This window comes from Lysinibacillus sp. DFXJR4, assembly GCF_057196045.1.
In genome coordinates this window covers 29,626-49,056 of record NZ_JBXUNW010000023.1, presented here as the reverse complement: position 1 = coordinate 49,056, position 19,431 = coordinate 29,626, and the positions used below count along the sequence as shown (strand labels likewise).

General features: G+C 37.8%; 18 protein-coding genes and 3 tRNA genes. 4 read left to right on the top strand and 17 right to left on the bottom strand.

Annotated features, from left to right (window positions below):
• Positions 1–82: 82 nt before the first annotated feature.
• The 9 genes from cysK to AC2CGN_RS23890 form a co-directional block, all read right to left on the bottom strand.
• Positions 83–1,012 carry a cysteine synthase A gene (gene cysK / locus AC2CGN_RS23930; RefSeq protein ID WP_054772178.1) on the bottom strand — a complete coding sequence of 310 codons (930 nt, stop codon included), beginning with the start codon at positions 1,010–1,012 and terminating at the stop codon, positions 83–85.
• A 249-nt stretch (positions 1,013–1,261) separates the two neighbouring features.
• Positions 1,262–2,233, bottom strand: a complete 972-nt coding sequence (locus AC2CGN_RS23925) for a peptidyl-prolyl cis-trans isomerase (protein ID WP_286927004.1) — start codon at positions 2,231–2,233, stop codon at positions 1,262–1,264.
• A complete protein-coding gene (hslO, locus tag AC2CGN_RS23920; protein ID WP_484516671.1) occupies positions 2,217–3,098 on the bottom strand; it encodes an Hsp33 family molecular chaperone HslO in 882 nt (293 codons plus the stop codon). The genes AC2CGN_RS23925 and hslO overlap by 17 nt, the downstream gene beginning before the upstream one ends.
• A 21-nt stretch (positions 3,099–3,119) precedes the next feature.
• Positions 3,120–3,887 (bottom strand): type III pantothenate kinase, encoded by a 768-nt coding sequence (locus tag AC2CGN_RS23915; RefSeq protein WP_283870274.1) that lies wholly within the window; start codon positions 3,885–3,887, stop codon positions 3,120–3,122.
• Positions 3,888–4,077: 190 nt separating this feature from the next.
• On the bottom strand, positions 4,078–4,911 hold the full coding sequence (locus tag AC2CGN_RS23910; RefSeq protein WP_484516669.1) for an aldo/keto reductase: 834 nt from the start codon (positions 4,909–4,911) through the stop codon (positions 4,078–4,080).
• Between the two features lie 208 nt (positions 4,912–5,119).
• Positions 5,120–7,150, bottom strand: a complete 2,031-nt coding sequence (ftsH, locus tag AC2CGN_RS23905; RefSeq protein ID WP_429983602.1) for an ATP-dependent zinc metalloprotease FtsH — start codon at positions 7,148–7,150, stop codon at positions 5,120–5,122.
• 283 nt (positions 7,151–7,433) lie between these two features.
• On the bottom strand, positions 7,434–7,976 hold the full coding sequence (gene hpt, locus AC2CGN_RS23900; protein ID WP_286927000.1) for a hypoxanthine phosphoribosyltransferase: 543 nt from the start codon (positions 7,974–7,976) through the stop codon (positions 7,434–7,436).
• 65 nt (positions 7,977–8,041) lie between these two features.
• The gene (tilS, locus tag AC2CGN_RS23895) at positions 8,042–9,448 is read right to left on the bottom strand and encodes a tRNA lysidine(34) synthetase TilS (RefSeq protein ID WP_484516667.1); all 1,407 of its coding nucleotides are present in this window, start codon (positions 9,446–9,448) and stop codon (positions 8,042–8,044) included.
• A gap of 38 nt (positions 9,449–9,486) precedes the next feature.
• Positions 9,487–11,871 carry a SpoIIE family protein phosphatase gene (locus tag AC2CGN_RS23890; protein ID WP_484516665.1) on the bottom strand — a complete coding sequence of 795 codons (2,385 nt, stop codon included), beginning with the start codon at positions 11,869–11,871 and terminating at the stop codon, positions 9,487–9,489.
• Positions 11,872–12,386: 515 nt separating this feature from the next.
• Between AC2CGN_RS23890 and AC2CGN_RS23885 the strand changes: the two genes are divergently transcribed.
• From AC2CGN_RS23885 to AC2CGN_RS23870, 4 genes are all read left to right on the top strand, one after another.
• Positions 12,387–12,461, top strand: a tRNA-Gly gene (locus AC2CGN_RS23885).
• 11 nt (positions 12,462–12,472) lie between these two features.
• Positions 12,473–12,549 (top strand) — tRNA-Met (locus AC2CGN_RS23880).
• A gap of 6 nt (positions 12,550–12,555) precedes the next feature.
• Positions 12,556–12,627, top strand: a tRNA-Glu gene (locus AC2CGN_RS23875).
• Between the two features lie 179 nt (positions 12,628–12,806).
• On the top strand, positions 12,807–13,058 hold the full coding sequence (locus AC2CGN_RS23870; protein ID WP_484516663.1) for a hypothetical protein: 252 nt from the start codon (positions 12,807–12,809) through the stop codon (positions 13,056–13,058).
• Positions 13,059–13,262: 204 nt separating this feature from the next.
• On the opposite strand, the gene AC2CGN_RS23865 is transcribed toward AC2CGN_RS23870, so the two are convergent.
• The 8 genes from AC2CGN_RS23865 to spoVT form a co-directional block, all read right to left on the bottom strand.
• On the bottom strand, positions 13,263–13,691 hold the full coding sequence (locus tag AC2CGN_RS23865; protein WP_219363866.1) for a S1 domain-containing RNA-binding protein: 429 nt from the start codon (positions 13,689–13,691) through the stop codon (positions 13,263–13,265).
• 134 nt (positions 13,692–13,825) lie between these two features.
• Complete coding sequence (locus AC2CGN_RS23860; RefSeq protein WP_283870268.1) at positions 13,826–14,230, bottom strand: FtsB family cell division protein; 405 nt, start codon at positions 14,228–14,230, stop codon at positions 13,826–13,828.
• A 17-nt stretch (positions 14,231–14,247) separates the two neighbouring features.
• A complete protein-coding gene (gene yabQ / locus AC2CGN_RS23855) occupies positions 14,248–14,739 on the bottom strand; it encodes a spore cortex biosynthesis protein YabQ (RefSeq protein WP_484516660.1) in 492 nt (163 codons plus the stop codon).
• Positions 14,736–15,035 carry a sporulation protein YabP gene (yabP, locus tag AC2CGN_RS23850; RefSeq protein ID WP_054772175.1) on the bottom strand — a complete coding sequence of 100 codons (300 nt, stop codon included), beginning with the start codon at positions 15,033–15,035 and terminating at the stop codon, positions 14,736–14,738. The genes yabQ and yabP overlap by 4 nt, the downstream gene beginning before the upstream one ends.
• 126 nt (positions 15,036–15,161) lie before the next feature.
• Positions 15,162–15,452, bottom strand: a complete 291-nt coding sequence (locus tag AC2CGN_RS23845; protein ID WP_283870267.1) for an RNA-binding S4 domain-containing protein — start codon at positions 15,450–15,452, stop codon at positions 15,162–15,164.
• A gap of 3 nt (positions 15,453–15,455) precedes the next feature.
• A complete protein-coding gene (gene yabN, locus AC2CGN_RS23840) occupies positions 15,456–16,916 on the bottom strand; it encodes a bifunctional methyltransferase/pyrophosphohydrolase YabN (RefSeq protein WP_484516657.1) in 1,461 nt (486 codons plus the stop codon).
• A 9-nt stretch (positions 16,917–16,925) separates the two neighbouring features.
• On the bottom strand, positions 16,926–18,548 hold the full coding sequence (locus AC2CGN_RS23835; RefSeq protein WP_484516655.1) for a putative polysaccharide biosynthesis protein: 1,623 nt from the start codon (positions 18,546–18,548) through the stop codon (positions 16,926–16,928).
• Between the two features lie 162 nt (positions 18,549–18,710).
• A complete protein-coding gene (gene spoVT, locus AC2CGN_RS23830; protein WP_286926993.1) occupies positions 18,711–19,247 on the bottom strand; it encodes a stage V sporulation protein T in 537 nt (178 codons plus the stop codon).
• Between the last annotated feature and the right edge of the window lie 184 nt (positions 19,248–19,431).

The window sequence follows — 19,431 nt, the reverse complement described above, 5'->3', positions numbered from 1 at the left end:
ATCGTTCCAATAAATTTCATACAATTCCCTTTAACAGAAAAAAGGCTCCTCGTTAAAGGAGCCTTTGTTAGCAAATCATAGATTAGTCTTCAAATTGATATAAAGGTGTTGATAAATAACGTTCACCATTAGATGGAACAATTGCAAGGACATTTGAGCCTTTTCCTAAACGTTTTGCTGTTTCAATTGCCGCATAGATTGCTGCACCTGATGAAATACCGCACAAAATTCCTTCTTCACGCGCTACTTTACGTGCAACTTCGAAAGCAATCTCATTTTCAACAGGGAATACTGAAGAATAGATATCTGTATCTAACACTTCAGGCACGAAACCAGCGCCAATACCTTGAATCTTATGTGGTCCTGGTTGACCGCCAGAAAGTACTGGTGAATCCTTTGGCTCAACTGCAATAATTTCAATCTCAGGATATTTTTCTTTTAATACGGCACCTGCACCTGTAATTGTACCTCCTGTACCTACTCCAGATACAAACGCATCAAGCGTTAAACCGTCAAATGCTTCAACAATCTCTGGGCCTGTTGTCAAACGGTGAATAACAGCATTAGCAGGATTTGTGAATTGTTGTGGTAAAAAGTAACCTTTTTCTGCGGCTAATTCTTCCGCTTTAGCAATTGCCCCCTTCATACCTGCTGGACCAGGTGTTAAAACAAGCTCTGCTCCGTATGCACGTAATAAATTTCGGCGCTCTAAGCTCATTGTCTCTGGCATTACTAAAATCGCTTTATAGCCTTTAGCTGCTGCGATCATTGCAAGACCAATACCTGTATTACCAGAAGTAGGCTCAATAATAGTACCTCCTGGCTTTAACGTACCGTCTTTTTCAGCTGCTTCAATCATCGCCAATGCTAGACGATCTTTTACTGAGCTACCTGGATTAAAATATTCTAATTTTACATAAACCGTACCTTCATTTTCGCCTGTTGCATGATTTAACTTTACAATTGGTGTTTTTCCAACTAATTCAGCTACTGAGTTCGCTAATCTACTCATTTATTAATCCACTCCTAATCCCTACTATTTTTATAGGTTTTACTTATTTTGTATTTTATCAATTTTTCCATTCGATTGTCAATAAATAAAGCATATATTTTCAGAATATTTATTGAAACATAGAAAAGAATCCGCCGAACTTTTGGAATATGCCAATAAGCTGTTGACGCAAAACGTCTGCAGTATTATTTGGCTCACCTATCCCGCAGATTTCTTGCAGATTCTTCCTAAACGCATTGGAGCTAGCTATTATTTATCTTTTTTCTCTTCTCCATAATACCAAGTTGCCTTGAATTCAGACCAAAATGCTTCTGGAGTAACAGATTGCGGTAATTGATCTAGCGCAAGCTCACGTTCAATATGCTCTTTCACATCTTCATATGTAAAGGATTGTCCTTCTACGATTTCTTGTACTTGCACAATTCCATAATGACCGTTATTAAGCTTAAAGGCTTTACTTACCTCTTTAGCTTTTAATGCCTTTGCAGCCTTTATAATTGCTGGATCAACGTTTTCCTGTTTTTCTGTGAGGAAACCGATATCTCCACCTAAACTAGCTGAGGCACTATCTAAAGAAATTTCTCGTGCTAGCACGGAAAAATCAGAGCTATTTTTTAGCTCTTTTAATGCTTCCTCAGCAGCTTTTTTGGAATCCACTTCTATGAAATTGGTGCGATAGCTTGTTTTCGTATTATACAGGGATTGATTTTCTTCATAATATTTTTCAATACTATCCTCTTTTATTACTACATCTTTTGTTAATACTTTATCCAAAATAAGTTGTGAGCGTATTTTTTGTCGCAGTTGCTCAGCAGACAGATTTTGCATTGCCGTATCAAACTTATCCTGGGCAGAGCGCATTAGTGCAAGCTCTAAATCAATTTCTTTATCTGTAACTTTAATTTTATATTTCTTAGCTGCCTTCTCCATCACAGATTCATTTACTAAATTTTGTAGTGTCTCTTTACCATAGCGTTCTTCCATGGCAATCATCCACTCCTGACGAGTGATAACCTCCCCGTCAATGGCAGCGACCTGTTCATCGCTGCCAATCTCCTGACCTTTGTTTGGGATTAACCAAGCAATCAACCATAAAATATTTCCTAATAACAAAACGGCTATAACTGTTAAAGCTGGTTTCGTTTTTAAACGTCGTTGCAATAGAGGCGTTTGGTTTGGCGTTGCAGAGATTGAAGGTCGGCGATTACGCGTTGAGCTCATCAATATAACCTTCTAGTTCTTCTTTGGAGAAATGATATGTTTCTAAACAGAAATGACATTGTGCTTCGGCACCGCCTTCTTCATCGATCATTTCTCGAATTTCTGCTGTTCCTAAACCTAAGATTGCTGCCCCAAAACGCTCTTTTGAACACTGACATTTAAACTCTACTGGCATGGAATCTAAAATCTGTAGATGGCCTTCCCCTAATACCGCTTCTAAAATTTGCTCAGGCGTAAAGCCCTTTTCAATCATTTTGGAAACGGGCTCTAATGTTGAAAGGTGCTGTTCGATTTCATTAATTGTCTCTTCATCACAGCCAGGCATCAATTGAAGAATAAACCCTCCAGCTGCAAGAATCGTATTATCAGGATTTACTAAAACACCTAACCCAACCGATGACGGTACTTGCTCGGATGTAGCAAAATAGTAAGTAAAGTCTTCAGCGATTTCACCTGAGACAATAGGCGTTTGTCCAGAAAACATATCTCTTAAACCAAGGTCTTTAACAACCGTAAGAGCTCCCTCTGTACCTACACCCGCGCGAACATCCAACTTACCCTGCTCGTTTAGATCGAAATGGACGTGTGGATTTGTAACAAAACCACGTACATCACCTTTAGCATTACTATCGATAACCATTGGACCAATTGGACCGTTGCCCTCAATTTTAATAGTGATTTTTTCTTCACCTTTCAGCATGGCACCCATCATTACAGCAGCGGTCATAGATCGACCAAGGGCTGCCGATACAACAGGCCACGTATTATGACGATGCTGAGCCTCCCCTACAGTCGCTGTTGTACAAGCTGCAAAAACACGAACTTGTCCGTTGAACCCTAAGCCTCGTACTAAATAGTCTTTCATAAATGAAATGTCCCTCATTTCCTATTGGTTGCGTTTATATAGCTTATATAAACCTTTTAATGTTAAAAACGGATCAACCACATCAATTACCTGTGTCTCTCCAGCGATTAAATTAGCTAAGCCACCAGTGGCAATCACGAATGGCTCTTCCTTACTTTGTGCTTTCATGCGATTAACGATGCCCTCAACTTGTCCAACAAAACCATAAAATATTCCGGCCTGCATCGCAGAAACGGTTGTTTTTCCTACAATATGCGTAGATCTCAATATTTCAATACGTGGTAACCTAGCCGCTTGCGTATAAAGGGCCTCCGTAGAAATCGTAATACCTGGGGCGATTGCACCTCCCATGTAATCACCTTTTTCATTTAAGTAACAAAATGTTGTAGCAGTACCAAAATCAACAATAATAATTGGTGCTTTATAAGCATCAAGAGCCGCAATTGCATTCACAATGCGATCGGAGCCAACCTCACGTGGGTTCTCATACTTAATATTCAAACCAGTTTTCACACCAGGTCCTACAACAAGCGGTTTTTTACGGAAATATTTTTGACACATCGCTTCTAACGAAAACATTATTGGTGGTACAACAGAGGATATAATAATGCCGGTTATTTGTTCAAATGAGATGCCTGCATGATTAAAGAAAGCTAAAACTTGCATTGCGTATTCATCTTCAGTCTTGTGAAGATCTGTCACCATACGCCAATGAAAGGCTAAATGATCGTTTTTATCATAGACCCCCAAAACGATATTTGAATTTCCTGCATCTAAAACTAATATCATAGTGACGCCCCCAATTTCTTGCACCTCATTGTCATTGTAACTGGCTCTATGCATTTGATACAACTATACAATGTGTAGTCGATAAAGTTAAAACACTTTTAAAAATGATACCATACTTTACACTCTACGAAATAGCATTCGTGCTCACTTTAAAAAGGAGCCACCCGTCTATTAAGTAGCTCCTTACAGTTTATTTAAAATTAAACTTTTCTGGATCAGGACCGCAACGTAATCCATCATGTAATGCATCTAACTGAGACATTTCTTTTTCAGTTAGTGCAAAATCAAAAACATTTAGATTCTCTGACATACGTGCAGGAGTCATTGTTTTCGGAATGGTTACTACCTCATGCTGAACATCATAACGTAACACAATTTGAGCTGGTGTTTTGCTGTATTTTGACGCCAGCTCCTGAATCAATGCTTCTTCTAATAAAGCTCCATTCATCAGTGGGGACCATGCTTCTACTTGGATTCCTTTTTCTTTGCAATAGGCACGTACTTCCTCTTGCGTTAGATGTGGATGAAATTCAATCTGATTAATAACCGGAATAACTGTTGCTTCCTTCAATAAATTTTCTAAATGATGTACATGAAAGTTACTAACACCTATTGATCGTACACGGCCATCCTCATATATTTTCTCAAGCGCTTTATAAACATTCATGTAATTATCATCGATTCCTGGCCAATGAACTAAATACAAATCTAAATACTCTAACCCTAATTTCTCTAAACTGCTTTCATATGCCGCAAGTGTTTCTTCATAGGAAAGTCCAGCATTCCAAACTTTTGATGTGACGAATAGCTCCTCACGAGTTACCAAGCCTTCCTCGATTGCTGTGCGAATTCCTCGCCCAACACTTTCTTCATTGCGATATACTTGCGCTGTATCAATACTACGATAGCCCTTTTTAATAGCTGTTTTTACTGCCTCAGCCAAATCATCTCCTTCAGGTACTCGAAAGACACCATAGCCTACTAACGGCATTACTAAGCCATTATTCAATGTTACATTCTCCATGTTTCTATTCACTCCAATCTTGTTTACTATACAAGCATAAGTAGCTTCCTCAAAATTTCTTTGATAACCAGACTGTTCTAGAATTCCTTAGTGAGAATCGCAAGTTGTAAAACGTCTATCTTGAAATTTATATCTATATCCTAATACCTGTTAACGAAAAAAGGCAAAGGAAAAGACTGTTCACTTAATGTAAACAGTCTTTCTTCATTTAATCACGTTTTTCATCGATACCTTTTGGTGCATTATGATTGAAGTCCGTGCCCTCTTTTGGTAAATCAGCCGTTGTTGGATTTGGTTCTTTGCTAAGCAATTCCTTTTTAACAGTTGGCTCACCAACGATATCTAAAGTTGGTTTAGTTTCAGCTTTAGGAGCTTTTTCCTCAATTACCTCAACAGCCTCTGGTTCTGGTAAGACGCCGTGATCACGCAAATGTTCGATTTCTTGCGCATTCAATGTTTCTTTTTCCATCAAAGTATTGGCAATTAAATCAAGTAATTGGCGTTTTTCCGTTAAGATACGCTTAGTGCGCTCATATTGAGAATCGATAATTTTTTGCATTTCTTTATCAATCTCATAAGCAATTGAATCAGAGTAGTTTTGATCTGAATTAAAATCACGACCAAGGAATACATTACCACCCTGACTTGAACCAAACTGCATCGCACCAAGATTCTCACTCATACCATATTCAGTTACCATAGCACGCGCAATACTTGTCACCTTTTGGAAGTCGTTATGTGCACCGGTAGAAACTTCACCAAGCACGATTTCCTCAGCGACACGACCACCCAATAGTCCAGCAATGCGGTCTAACAATTCTTGTTTTGTTGTAAAGAAGCGTTCTTCCTTAGGTAACATAATTGCGTAGCCTCCTGCTTGACCACGAGGAACGATTGTTACTTTGTGTACTGTATCGGCTTCATCTAGTTCTAAACCAACGACTACGTGACCAGCTTCATGGAAGGATACAAGCTTTTTCTCTTTTGCAGAATATACACGACTAGCTTTAGCTGGACCAGCGATTACTCGGTCAGATGCTTCATCGATATCTGCCATATTAATTGTACGTTTGCTTTTACGCGCTGCTACAAGTGCAGCCTCATTTAACAAGTTTTCTAAGTCAGCCCCTGAGAAACCTGGTGTACGCTGAGCAACAGCTGCTAAATCAACTGAGTCCGCTAAAGGTTTGTTGCGTGCATGTACCTTAAGAATTGCTTCACGCCCTTTTACATCAGGATGACCGACTGTAATTTGACGGTCAAAACGACCTGGACGTAATAACGCTTTATCTAAAATATCTGGTCGGTTTGTTGCTGCGATAATAATAATACCTTCATTCGCGCCGAAGCCATCCATCTCAACCAATAATTGGTTAAGCGTTTGTTCACGCTCATCATGGCCACCACCAAGACCCGCGCCACGTTGACGACCTACTGCATCAATCTCATCGATAAAGATAATACATGGAGCGTTCTTTTTCGCATTTTCAAATAAATCACGAACACGAGATGCACCGACACCGACAAACATTTCTACGAAGTCAGAACCTGAAATCGAGAAGAACGGTACGCCTGCCTCACCTGCTACTGCTCGTGCAAGCAATGTTTTACCTGTACCTGGAGGACCTACAAGTAAGATACCTTTTGGAATACGTGCACCGATTTCAGTGAATTTGCGGTGGTCTTTTAGGAAATCTACCACTTCTACAAGTTCTGCTTTCTCTTCATCAGCACCCGCCACATCTGTAAAACGAACTTTTTTCTTTTGATCATCGTATAGCTTTGCTTTGCTTTTACCAAAGCTCATTACTTTATTGCCGCCACCTTGCGATTGACTCATCAGGAAGAAGAATAAGAAAATGATAATGATGAAAGGAATAATCCCTGTAAAGAATTGAATCCATCCACTTGTTTCTGGTGCTGTTAAATAGCTAATATTACTATTCTTATCCTTAGCAGCCTCATCGATACGGTTCAATAAAGATTGGTTTTCACGAGGGATATTTACTGTAAAGCGTTGACCCTTCTCATAACCTTTCATCGTACCCTCAACGATATATACTTGTTTATCAGGTTGAATTGTAGCACTTGTTATTTCTTTCTTATCTAGAGCATCTTGAAACTCAGAATAAGTTAACTCTTTCGTTGGCGCATTTCCACCATTGAAAGTACCAAAAATACCGATAATCACTAGGAAAATCAGTAAATAGAATATGGTATATCGAAATATTCGATTCATCTCCAGCCTCCTCATTACAAACAGAAAAATTATAAGTAAAATCTTAACATATCATGATTTCATCATACAACGAAAAGCCTTATTTAAAAAAAGTTTGGTTCGCTTTTTGTCGAAATAGAAACATATTTATGTCATAATCACTGCATCCAAGCGTAAATGTACCTGTTCCTGGATCTCAGCACAGCTAAACAATGTGTCAAGATTTCGAATTATTATTAATTCAATAAAAATCTGACCCTCGCTGAAGGCTTACTTTTCATAGCTGGGGGTCTTTCGTTAACTCTTAGAAAGAATATACTTCTGGTTTTAAGATACCGATATATGGTAAATTACGATACTTTTCTGCGTAATCTAAGCCATATCCCACAACAAAGCCATCTGGTACTTCAAATCCTACATAATCAGCTGCTAAATTTACCTTACGACCTGACGGTTTATCTAACAATGTAACGATTTTGATGGATTTTGCTTTGCGGTATTTAAATAAGTCTACTAAATAGCTTAATGTTAAACCACTATCGATGATGTCCTCGATAATTAATACATCACGTCCCTCAACGCTTGTATTTAAATCCTTAAGAATTTTTACTTCGCCTGATGATACTGTGGCGTTTCCATAGCTAGAAACATCCATAAAGTCTAACTCAATGAAAGAATCGAAACGCTTCATCAAATCAGTCATAAATGGCATTGCTCCTTTAAGAACACCAACTGCTAACGGGAATGAATCTTTGTATTCTGCAGTCAATTGTGCTCCTAGATCAGCAATTCTTTCTTGCAATTGTTCCTCTGTAATCATAATTTTTTCGATGTCATTTTGTAACATATCGATTCCTCCTCGTGTGTATCAAAAAATCTTCAACCTTTATGGTGAAATGTTTTACAAAGACCTTAGTCTACGATGAGCACTGTATCATCGTTTGGTTGCGGAGTGGTTGAAAAAAACATACCCATACGCACACCAATTACCGCTACGACCTCATCAGATGGAGAAATCAGTAACGGCCAGCTATTTCGCTCATTTAAAGGAATCTTTTCATCTATAAAAAGGCGAGATAAGCGTTTTGGCTGATCCATTCCTTTTAACAGCATTCTATCCCCTTCCTTACGAGTTCTAACATAAAGAGGAAGTTTGAGTTTGCTAGCGTTAAAATAAAAAAGTTGTGCAGTATCCGTCAGCAATTCAGACGATAAATCAGGCAACTTGACTATGCATAAACGTTCACCGTTTGTCAGTGTTGTCCACCCATTAGCAGTCGAAATAATTTTTTTCTCAGGAGAAGTTTGACCTTCTAATGGTTCTTTCTTCTGAATCGATAATTTTCCGTAACGGCGAACTGCTAGAAATTCTTCTGGCAAGTGAACTTCAGCATATCCAGCTGTCGTATCACAAAGCTTTAACATTGAAACCAATAAAGCATAACTTTGTATCGTATTTGAATCTTTGTAAAGATAGTTTAATAGTATTAAAATGAGCCTCCTTTGTAAAGCAAGTGGTACCAATTGAAAAGCCTCAATTTCCATCCTATATGTATTTTCGTCTAATTTTTTTACTGTTCTAGAAAATACATCCTCTGCTAATGTCATTAAATAGGCATCATCTTCTTGTAATTGTTCTGTAAAATGGGTCACCTGCTCGGTTACTCGTGGATTTTCTGCCTCCAATAATGGCACCACATGATGTCTAAAACGATTACGTACATAGGTATCTTTAAAGTTGCTAGCATCTTCACGGTACTCTAAACCTTGTCTAAGTAAATATTCCCTTATTTCAGACTTTGTAACCGTTAAAAACGGACGAATTAATGATTTTCCTGCAAAAAAACGCTGTGGCCGAATACCTTGCATACTGTTAATCGTTGCATTTTTAGTCAGGGCCATTAATACTGACTCCAGTTGGTCGTCCGCATGATGTGCAGTTACAAGCTTGCTTGCATTTGTTTTTTGCATGACCTCTTTAAAATATTGATACCTTTCTCTACGACAAATAAGCTGTGTATTTCCATTTTCTAAAGCCATAATCTCTGGTATTGGAATTGCTTTTGCATGTAAATATATTTCATGATTATCACAATATCTTTGGACGAAGGCTCTATCCTCAACAGACGCTTCTCCTCTTAACATATGATCAACGTGAATTGCCTCTACCTTTATTCCCCATTTTTCTTTTGTTTGAACAAAATAGTGAAGCAAAGCCATGGAATCTATTCCACCCGAAACGGCGATGAGAAGATGGTCGTCTTGCTGTATTAATTGCTTTTCTTCAATTAGTGATTTGACCCTTAATTCAAATGACAAACGCTTCTCCTCCCCTTTTCGCTGATTATTTTAATCATTTAACTCATAGAATATTGAACTGGTCTAAAGACAGCCCAAGTAGGTACAACGTGTGTTACCTCTAACATCAATACTGTACAATCATCTTCAATATCATAGTGTGTTTGGAAAGACTGCATGATCGTCGTTAATTTTTCCTGAATGGATTTGGTCGTGCTTGCAACCTGCTGAGCATAAGCTAAAAAGGACTCTTCTTGTTCATCCCAATCGGCAATACTTGAAAATAACCCATCAGAATGCATTAGAATGACATCCCCTGCTTTCAGTTTTCTTTTTTCTGCCTCAATTGCTGAAATAGATAAAAATCCAACAGGTGCTGCATTACTTTCAACTTTTAGCACCTCTTTTCCACGTAAGATATACGTAGACATTCCCCCTGCCTTCCATGACCATAAATCACCCTGTTGTAAATCAACAAGGGCAAAATCCAGTGTTGCATACATATCATCCTGTTGCTTTAAGGACATGACATAATGCAATGTGTGCATTGCAGTCTCTGGATTCATATTGTAATTTAAGCATTCTCGCATTAAATGTATTAGTTTTCTACTTTCATGCTGTGCTTCTTTACTCTGTCCCATACCATCTGACAATAAAATTGCAAATAATCCAGGATGTAGTTGAAATAACGCATGGGAATCACCAGAATATAGTGTTGCGCCTTTTGACATACTATATATATCATACTCTACTTCAAAACTAATAGCTGAACTAAAGCTTACTTGTATGTGGCGAAATGGTACATCACACGTTACTACCTTTTCAATTTCAAACGGTTCTTCAAAAATATCATATAAAATCGGTAGTATCATCCTTTCTGCCAATGTTGTATCCTCTTCCCAATCGACTCGAGCTGGTGTGAGCGCACAGACAATTTTTCTTGCTCCAGGTTTATTACTCAGCACATCTAGCTGGAAGCATTCAATATGCGCCTCCTTTAGTTTTTGGATAATATCCTTTTCCACACTAACAAATGATACGGTGTCCTCCTTCATCTCTGCAATTAGCTGATTTAGATGATTGCTCATATCTCGTAGTTGAAGTGCAATCATTTTCTTTCCATGAAAATATTGTCCATTAATACGCTCCCTATACAGCTCTGTTTCTAGCTCCTCGAAAATTTTTGTAGATTTCACGCATTTATAACGAATTTGGTCCTCTGCCCGATGTATTGCAGATTCCTTCCCTACACCCTTCATATGGAACCAGTCTGTCATTAGCTTGTCCATACCGTTATTTTGAGCACCCCAACAGCGATCATAACGAAAACAGCTTAAGCATGTATTCATTGGTGACACTTCCTTAGAAGCCTCAACAGGAGTTGTCATAAAGCGCTCAAACACAAGTTCTTTCATGAATTGTACGAAATGTTGAAAATGCTCTAATTTATAAGTGACATGCTCCGTTAACCAATTTTGACGGGCGAGTAGGATCTCCTCTCGCTGTGGGAATAGCTTGTCCCTTACCTTATCAGAATACTTTCTGGGAATGGTTAGAAATGCGATACTACCTACAACAATGGATGTAAAATAAACGCTATCTAATGGTAATGTTGCGTCATAAAATAAAAAAAATACACTTGGTAAGATGCTACCAATCGCCACTCCAAAGCGCCCTGCACGTGCCCCCATTCCTGCACACAGTCCAGTTAACGTAGCAACCGAAAGCATACCGGTAAAAGACAGCTTTGCAACACCTATGAGCGTTCCAAGCACTGCTCCAATTACAGTTGCTAATGGTACACTTCCCACTAATGCACCAAAGCATATAAATAGCTGTAATAAAAAAATAGGCAGAGAAAAATAACTAATTACAACTGTTTGCATTCCAGTAAGCATGGCGGCAAAAACCACTAATCCAGAACCAAGCTTTTCATATGTCCAATGACTTGTAAACCATTCATAGGAATTAACAAAAAGGACTTGCATAAAAAGAGTCATAATAAGTGCTAATGCAGCTTCACAGCCAACATAAAATTGTACAAGCATGGGAGGTAAACCCTGATGCATGACCCCCTGCCATATCATTTGAACAAGCGATATGGCTAATGCAACTGAGATACTTTGAGGAAGCTTCCAGTACCGAAAACGTATGATACACTCATACATGGCAATTTGTAAGGCTAAAATAACAACCTGTCCAAAACCAAGAAAGAATCCCCCAATTAAGCCACCAAATAAAACATATTTAGCATACTCCTTATACTTCGTTCGTATAATTGCCCAAAAAGGAACCGAGAAAGGTACAGCTGCTTCAAATACAACAGACTGAGCTAAAAAAAAGGATGTTATAAAAAATAAAGAGCCAATAAACAACTGCCTTCTTTTTACTCCTAATTTATGATCAGCTACGTTTGCTGTGTCAAACCACTCAATACTTGTCATTTCACTATCCCCTTTCCACACTTTCGGTTATTATAAAAAATTATGCGTGGAAAGATTGTCTGACGGTGACAAGAAAAATTTTTAAAATTTCGACGAATACATATGCATAAATACGGGAAATGGCAGCAATCTCTACAAAAATTTTAGCTACTTTAACGATAATCTGTTTTTTTATTAAAATTAAATCATCACCACAAATTGTTTTCAGACCTTTAAATCTTAGCAACCATAGGATTAGGTACCGCAATTAATCTTTGATTTTCAATGTTTTTCCACTTTTCGTCATAAATATAATGGTCAGAATTTACGCTGATACGTTTCTACTTAAGAACAAAATATTTGCTAAAATTCCCACTTATAAATATAAATCCTTCATAACTATAGCTTTTTACATTACAAATTTTAAATCAATTTTATTTTGTTAAGAAAGATGCATATTTATTAATATTTTTTATAAAGCTACTTGACACTAGTGATAAAGGCTTGTATTATTTAATTTGTTGCTTTAAGAGTTTGCGGAAGTAGTTCAGTGGTAGAACACCACCTTGCCAAGGTGGGGGTCGCGAGTTCGAACCTCGTCTTCCGCTCCATATTTATTTTTGGCGGCCTAGCTCAGCTGGCTAGAGCGTACGGTTCATACCCGTAAGGTCGGGGGTTCGATCCCCTCGGCCGCCACCATAGAGAGGCCCCTTGGTCAAGTGGTTAAGACACCGCCCTTTCACGGCGGTAACACGGGTTCGAATCCCGTAGGGGTCATCATAAAAAGGCGTCTCAGATTATTTTCTGAGGCGCCTTTTTTGAGATTAGAAAAACTGTGATATAAAAGCATTTAGTTATATTAGAATTGTAGAAATTACCGATTTCCTCTATCCCTGCCTCCTAATAATATGGCATACTATAGAGAGAATAGAACATGATATTAGGAGGTTAATCCTTTGAGTTCATTAACAAAAGCCGCTTTAATTTGTGGTAGTGGCTCCATGATTATTCTTATATCTATCCTTATTAATTTACCATTTGTCGTACAGATATTTTTACTCCTTACTGGACTAGCCGTAAGTGCTTACGGTGTTCTATTACTTGTAAAAATGATAGTAAGGCCTACTGATAAATCCTCTGAGACTACTGTGGAAGAAGCAACCGTATCAACACTTAAAAAGAAAAAAAGGCCAACTTCAACATTATAAAAAAACAGAAACCTAAGTATCACTCTCGTTATTGAGGAAACGATGAGGGTGCAGTTTGTTTATTCTTGCACTAATTTTAAGTATCCATCATTTTGTTAAAATAATGGATTCTTTTTAAATAAACAAAAAAAGGATCAGCTCTTTTAAAAAGCTAATCCCAACTCTATTTCATACACTTTTTCTACGATTAAAACAGTCAGCAAACTACCCTCTTCTAGCTCCACGACCACCGCGTTTTGACTCTGTAGCACGTTTAAGCGTTGCTAGACGCTCATCACTATCTTTTAAGAAACGTGCCATTTTCTGCTCAAAATTCTCTTTTGGCTGGTGGCGCTCGTTGCGATCGTTAGAACGATTGTCACGACGTGGGCGTTGAGGACGCTCTGGTCTCTCAACTTGAGGCTTTGCTTTACGAATTGAAAGACCAATCTTTCCATCCGCTTCAACATTCATCACTTTTACTTCAACTTCATCTCCAACTTTTAGATGCTCATTGATATCTTTTACATAATTGTCAGCAACTTCACTGATGTGAACTAAGCCTGTTTTGCCATCTGGCAGCTCAACGAATGCTCCAAAATTTGTGATTCCTGTTACTTTACCTTGTACCTTGCTGCCTACTTCAATTGACATAAAAAAAATGCTCCTCCTTAAAAATTAAGCGACTCTTTTGAGCCATGTAATCAATTTAATCAAACTTTTTACTACAATAAGTTTCTCTTTTCATTATATATAACAATAAAAGTGTGTCAACAATACATAGCTCTTCAGTCGTCTTTTTTATCCTTCTTCTCAGGAATAATGAAAATAATTTCACCTTTTTCGGATAAGAAATACTCTTTACGTAACATCTTTGCGATATATTCATCATCTTCTAATTGCTTAATTTTAAGATTTAATGAATCTCGTTCATCTTTTAATTCTGTAAGATGCTGATTCGCTTCGTCCTTTTTCTTCTCTTTTTCAGCTAAAATTTCATTTTGATGGAAAAGTATATTAACGAGAAAGGCGATAATAACGACTGGTACAATCGCAAAAAAGACAATACGGCGTATTTTTCGTTTCCGAGCTTGTTTTTTACGATTAATGGCTTTATCCGTGTTACGGACATAGTCATTATCAAGCTTAGTAAAGTTTCGTTGGTCATCATTTGATGAATGACGTTTAGTCATGCCCGCACCTCCGAAAATTATTGTTGTTTCTTATTATACTTGATAAATTTAAATTTTTTTAAAAAAGTGTTGGACAAATACGAATAAATTTTGACAAAAGGTCTTAAAACAAACATACAAACATTTATAATTATTTTCAGTATTTGTCGAATAATGGCGATTATTAATCGTACGATGAACCAGAAGGGTCTCCATGTTATATTTACCAAAACCCTTGCTATGAAACGTAAGAAAGTTTGAAAAAACGTTTGATACAAAAAAATTCCAGCAATTTGCGCTAGCGGGTCATAAGCCCGCCAAGCGCCATCTTTCAGCCAAAATAGTAAATAATATGTCAGCACCCCCAGTAGAATCCAAGTAAGTAATTCAAATACCATCATCCACTTTCGAAGGCTTGACCTTTTTGGAGTTGAAAAAACAATGAGCCTAACACTATCAATTATAAAACCAACTGCTATACCGCTCAAAACCATGACTAATAGCTGAACAAATTGTTCACTAACAATCATCCAAACAATCTATGAAGGAAACCTTTCGAGAAGCCACTTTCTTCCTCGTCATACTGTAGGGTTTTTACAGTTCCTTCAAGTGTCAATAGTCCTTTATCAACATCTAAATGAACGATATGCAGTTCCTCTCCACGGATTAACAAATGCCCTTGGGACGTCTTGATGAAAAATTCTTCCTGATCAAAGCGTTCAATTGATTTTACAGAAGTCATGTCCATTCTTTTACGATTACGAATCGTTAAAATATGTTCTCCAGATGGAATTGTGTAACGATTACTTTCTTGATGTAGCGTCATTTTCTTCCTCCTTTAGTCGTCCTAGCTTCTGTTCACTTTATGCGGACAACCTTCAAAGCATGACAACTTTATAAAAGTTATCTACTACTAAGGAGGAATTCAGAAATAATAACTTCTTTCATTCAATTATTCTTCATCATCAATAAACTCTGGCTCTATTTTATCCAAACGCTCCTCTTTTAATATCGTAAACATTTTCGCAGCGTCTTCTTTTTTAACAGTGTCTCGTAATTCATCAACACGTGCAGTGACAATTTTTTGCCCAAAACGAATCGCTAGCTCATCACCAGCTTTTACTGTACTACTTGCTTTTGCGACCTTTCCATTTATCGTAATTCGACCTTGGTCCGCCACTTCTTTCGCTAGTGTACGGCGCTTAATTAAACGCGATACTTTTAAAAATTTATCTAATCTCATAATTTACTCCTTTTCTATCTGCTTAGCTTCATTCCAGAAAGCATCTAATTGTTCTAAAGTATACTCAGAAAAAGGCTTTCCGCTTTCTTTTACCCTCTTTTCAACATAACCAAATCGTCTCGCAAACTTCTCATTCGCATGTAACATTGCCTCTTCTGGAGATAGCTTATAAAAACGTGCTAAATTTACAAGTGTGAATAATACATCTCCAAACTCATCAAGACGTGACGCATTTGTACCTTTTGTCACTTCCTGACGAAATTCATGCCATTCCTCTGAAAATTTGTTCCAGGCACCATCCACATCAGGCCAGTCGAAACCTACTTTTGCTGCTCTTTTTTGATAATTAAAAGCCGTTTGAAGGGCAGACGATGACCTATATTCTTCTTCTAATAGTGGCTTATCGCTCTCACCCTTCTCCTGTGCTTTTATAGCTTCCCAATTGGTTACGACACCTTCCGCATCTTCTACAGAAACATCTCCAAAAACATGTGGATGGCGACGAATCATCTTTTCACTAATAGAAGCTAAAACATCTTCCAGTGTAAAGTAGCCCTGATCTTCTCCTATTTGTGCATGTAAAAATACTTGTAATAATACATCTCCAAGCTCCTCAATCATCGCAAAGTCATCCTCTGCATCCACAGCTGCCAAATATTCATGGGCTTCTTCAAGTAAATATTTTTTCAGGGATTCATGTGTTTGCTTTTGGTCCCACGGACAGCCGTTTGGACCTCTTAGCGTAGCGATAATTTGCCTAAATGTTGACCAATCTCGCAATGCCTCTTCCTGTGATTTTACTGGTGGCACATAAACCGTTGTTAAATTATTCACCTCAACACTTTGATCAAGCTCGTAAAGTGGGACGGTTATCAATTTTTCTTGTGAAGATCCTGCGGCTGTCACCACTGTAACAGGGTATTCATCATCATATTTTTCCATCAACGTAAGCTTAACTTCAGAGGCACTGAATGTGTCATATACTTGGGCAATTAAAATATGTTGACGCATGTTGATGTCGTGCATCGAAAAGCTAGTGCCATCAAGCAGTTGAAAGCCTTCAATTGGGTCAATTTTCAATGCCCCAAAGATTGGATCTAAGAAGCTTTGTCCACCCTCGATGACTAAATTTATTCTTCCAGTATCTGATGCAGCAATCAGTAATTGTACCGTTTGCTCAGCAACAAGTGGGTGACCCGGAACAGCGTACATAACATCTCCAAATGTTGTTGCCTCCACAAGCCTTTCTACAATTTCTTCATATACAGGCTGGAATGAACTATGTTTTTCATATACAGCATCAAAGCTTTCAAACTGTAAGCCCTCTGCCGACAATGCCTCTAGTACAGGATGATCCACTGTACGAACAAATAATTTTTTTGCTGCCTTTAATTTTTTATAAACGCCCATTTGTAGCTGATCAAAATCCCCTGCCCCCAAGCCAATCACTGTTAAAGTTTTCAATTAATCCACCTACTTCTTCCGATTTAACCATAACTGATAAACAGCCATTCTACGCCCAAACGGTAATAAATACCATTCTTTTTCTGCTAACACTCGTAGCTTAGCAATCACTGTCATCATCACAAACGCACCAATACTCACCGCTGAGAATCCAGCTATCACTGCCACCATTCGAGGCGATAAAAAGGGGTGTAGCAATGCTGGTACTAGCTGTAGCCAAAGTATTACCACAGCCGTCATAGAGATTGCTGCAATGCCAAATTTTTTATAAAAACTGCGAGGTGCTAATTGCACTGCTGTCATTTTCTTCAAATAGAAGACAAGCATTAGGGCTGTAAACAATAATCCCACATTGTTAGCAACGGCTGCTCCTAAAACCCCAAACAACCGTATAGTCAGCATGTTCAATATTATTTTTAAGTTAAAACCAATTATTAAAAATATAGCTGGCTTTTTTAATTTTCCGTAGCCTTGCAAAATAGCTGTGAAAGTCAAAATAATTGACAAAGGAACGATTTGTAATACATATACCATGAGTACTTCTGACAGAGCGTCCGTTTTAAAGAGCATTTCATTTATATAGGGCATAACCAGCACTAAACCTAAAGATGCTGCTCCTCCAAATAGTACTGATGCTCTATATGTTAGCTGTATAAATGGGATGGCATTACGCCCTTCCTTTTTCTTAGACATATGTGCAACGAGTGGCACAATTGCCAATGAAAGTGAAGATGCAATAATGACGCCTAACTGAACCAATGGTTGACCACGATCATAAATACCTTTTGTTTCCTTAGCCATTGTTTGATCCATGCCACTATCTAATAACAATGAATAAATTGTAAAGGAATCAACTAATTGATAGCCAAGCAATAACAAGCCACTCATACTAACACTTAGGCTGAGCAGTGTAACCTCTTTAATAATTGGATAGCCTGCGAAACGCTGCTGTAATTGCTTATCTTTTAATAATCCAAATCTTTTTTTAAAGATAAATGCTAACACAATAAAACCTACAACTTCACCAACGACAGTACCTATTATAGCCATTTGTCCAGCACCATATAGCGATTTTGTCGTCGCCATTATCATAAATGTACCTGCTAAAATAACAGATACTCTGACAGCTTGCTCTAGCACCTGTGCATAGGCTATCGGCTCCATAATTCCCCTTGATTGGAAGCCCCCTTTTAAAACAGCAAGAGCTGGCATAACAAGTACTATAAATGAACCTGTCCGTATTAAAGGCGCAAGCTTGGTATCACCCATTAACTGCGCAATCATATCTGCCCCACCAAACAAAGCTGCAAAGAACAACAATGATAATACTGTTAAATATCTAAAAACTATACGCATAATACTGTTTCTTTTTTTATTCCGCTCCAGTGGGTCCACAATACAATCATTGTCTGCAAGCATCTTAGAAATGGCTACTGCAAAGCCACTAGATGTCCATACGACAAAAATGGAAATAACCGGATACACTTGCTGGTAAATATAAAAGCCTTCATCCCCAACAAGATTTTGAAAAGGCACACGATAAATTGCACTAAGAACCTTTACTATAAGAGCTGCAATTGTAAGTAGGGCCGCACCCTTCATGTAGCTTTTCATGCCAAAACGTTCCGACATAAATTGCCCTCTTTCCTTCTTTAACAATGCCATTAGTATAGCATATCTCAAAAGTTTGACGCGCCCGATAGCATCACTTTTTATTATCGACATAAATCCTATGTACAAAAAAAAGTTATTGTTCAGCCCAAAAAAGGTCAGCGCAATAACTTTACATTTCAACTAACTATTCATTTGTTTAGCTAAGAAGTTTGCAGCCGTTTCGACAACTTTTACTTCTACTTCGCCTACAAAGTGTACTTTTGATAAAACGATAATACAGCCGATCGGATCACCATTTACCATTATAGGTGTTGCACAATATGACTTTACTTGCTCATATTGTCCAGGAACAATCTCGATAGTTGTTTCCATTTTTTCTATTTTTGTTGAACGCTCGTCCATAAAACCTTCTGCAAAGGAGGTAATGCGACGATTAATGTATTCTTTTTTACCGATACCTGCCACAGCGATTACTTCATCTCGATCGGTTACAAATGCAGGAGTACCTAACGTTTCATACAATGTTTCAACATACTCTCTTGCAAATTCCCCCAAATCATTAATAGGAGAATATTTCTTTAAAATGACTTCGCCTTCACGATCTGTATAAATTTCTAGCGGGTCACCCTCACGAATACGTAGCGTCCTACGAATTTCTTTTGGAATAACCACACGCCCTAAATCATCAATACGACGAACAATTCCTGTTGCCTTCATTCTTAATGCCTCGCTTTCGCTACAATGAAATTTTTATTCAACTATAGTATGGTTTTTTATAAAACAATCTATGCAAAAACTGAAGAAAAAGGATTTCACAGCCAACAACATTTCCCAAAAACCTTAAAATCATGCTTAAAAGGCTATTTGCATGTAGAATTTAACCTTAATCATCTTACCTTAG

Bases quoted from the DNA above. Each gene is read 5' to 3' on its own strand.
- cysK (WP_054772178.1), bottom strand. From the start codon at position 1,012: ATGAGTAGATTAGCGAACTCAGTAGCTGAATTAGTTGGAAAAACACCA.
- AC2CGN_RS23925 (WP_286927004.1), bottom strand. From the start codon at position 2,233: ATGAGCTCAACGCGTAATCGCCGACCTTCAATCTCTGCAACGCCAAAC.
- hslO (WP_484516671.1), bottom strand. From the start codon at position 3,098: ATGAAAGACTATTTAGTACGAGGCTTAGGGTTCAACGGACAAGTTCGT.
- AC2CGN_RS23915 (WP_283870274.1), bottom strand. From the start codon at position 3,887: ATGATATTAGTTTTAGATGCAGGAAATTCAAATATCGTTTTGGGGGTC.
- AC2CGN_RS23910 (WP_484516669.1), bottom strand. From the start codon at position 4,911: ATGGAGAATGTAACATTGAATAATGGCTTAGTAATGCCGTTAGTAGGC.
- ftsH (WP_429983602.1), bottom strand. From the start codon at position 7,150: ATGAATCGAATATTTCGATATACCATATTCTATTTACTGATTTTCCTA.
- hpt (WP_286927000.1), bottom strand. From the start codon at position 7,976: ATGTTACAAAATGACATCGAAAAAATTATGATTACAGAGGAACAATTG.
- AC2CGN_RS23890 (WP_484516665.1), bottom strand. From the start codon at position 11,871: ATGACAAGTATTGAGTGGTTTGACACAGCAAACGTAGCTGATCATAAA.
- AC2CGN_RS23865 (WP_219363866.1), bottom strand. From the start codon at position 13,691: ATGTCAATTGAAGTAGGCAGCAAGGTACAAGGTAAAGTAACAGGAATC.
- AC2CGN_RS23860 (WP_283870268.1), bottom strand. From the start codon at position 14,230: ATGACTAAACGTCATTCATCAAATGATGACCAACGAAACTTTACTAAG.
- yabQ (WP_484516660.1), bottom strand. From the start codon at position 14,739: ATGATTGTTAGTGAACAATTTGTTCAGCTATTAGTCATGGTTTTGAGC.
- yabP (WP_054772175.1), bottom strand. From the start codon at position 15,035: ATGACGCTACATCAAGAAAGTAATCGTTACACAATTCCATCTGGAGAA.
- AC2CGN_RS23845 (WP_283870267.1), bottom strand. From the start codon at position 15,452: ATGAGATTAGATAAATTTTTAAAAGTATCGCGTTTAATTAAGCGCCGT.
- AC2CGN_RS23835 (WP_484516655.1), bottom strand. From the start codon at position 18,548: ATGTCGGAACGTTTTGGCATGAAAAGCTACATGAAGGGTGCGGCCCTA.
- spoVT (WP_286926993.1), bottom strand. From the start codon at position 19,247: ATGAAGGCAACAGGAATTGTTCGTCGTATTGATGATTTAGGGCGTGTG.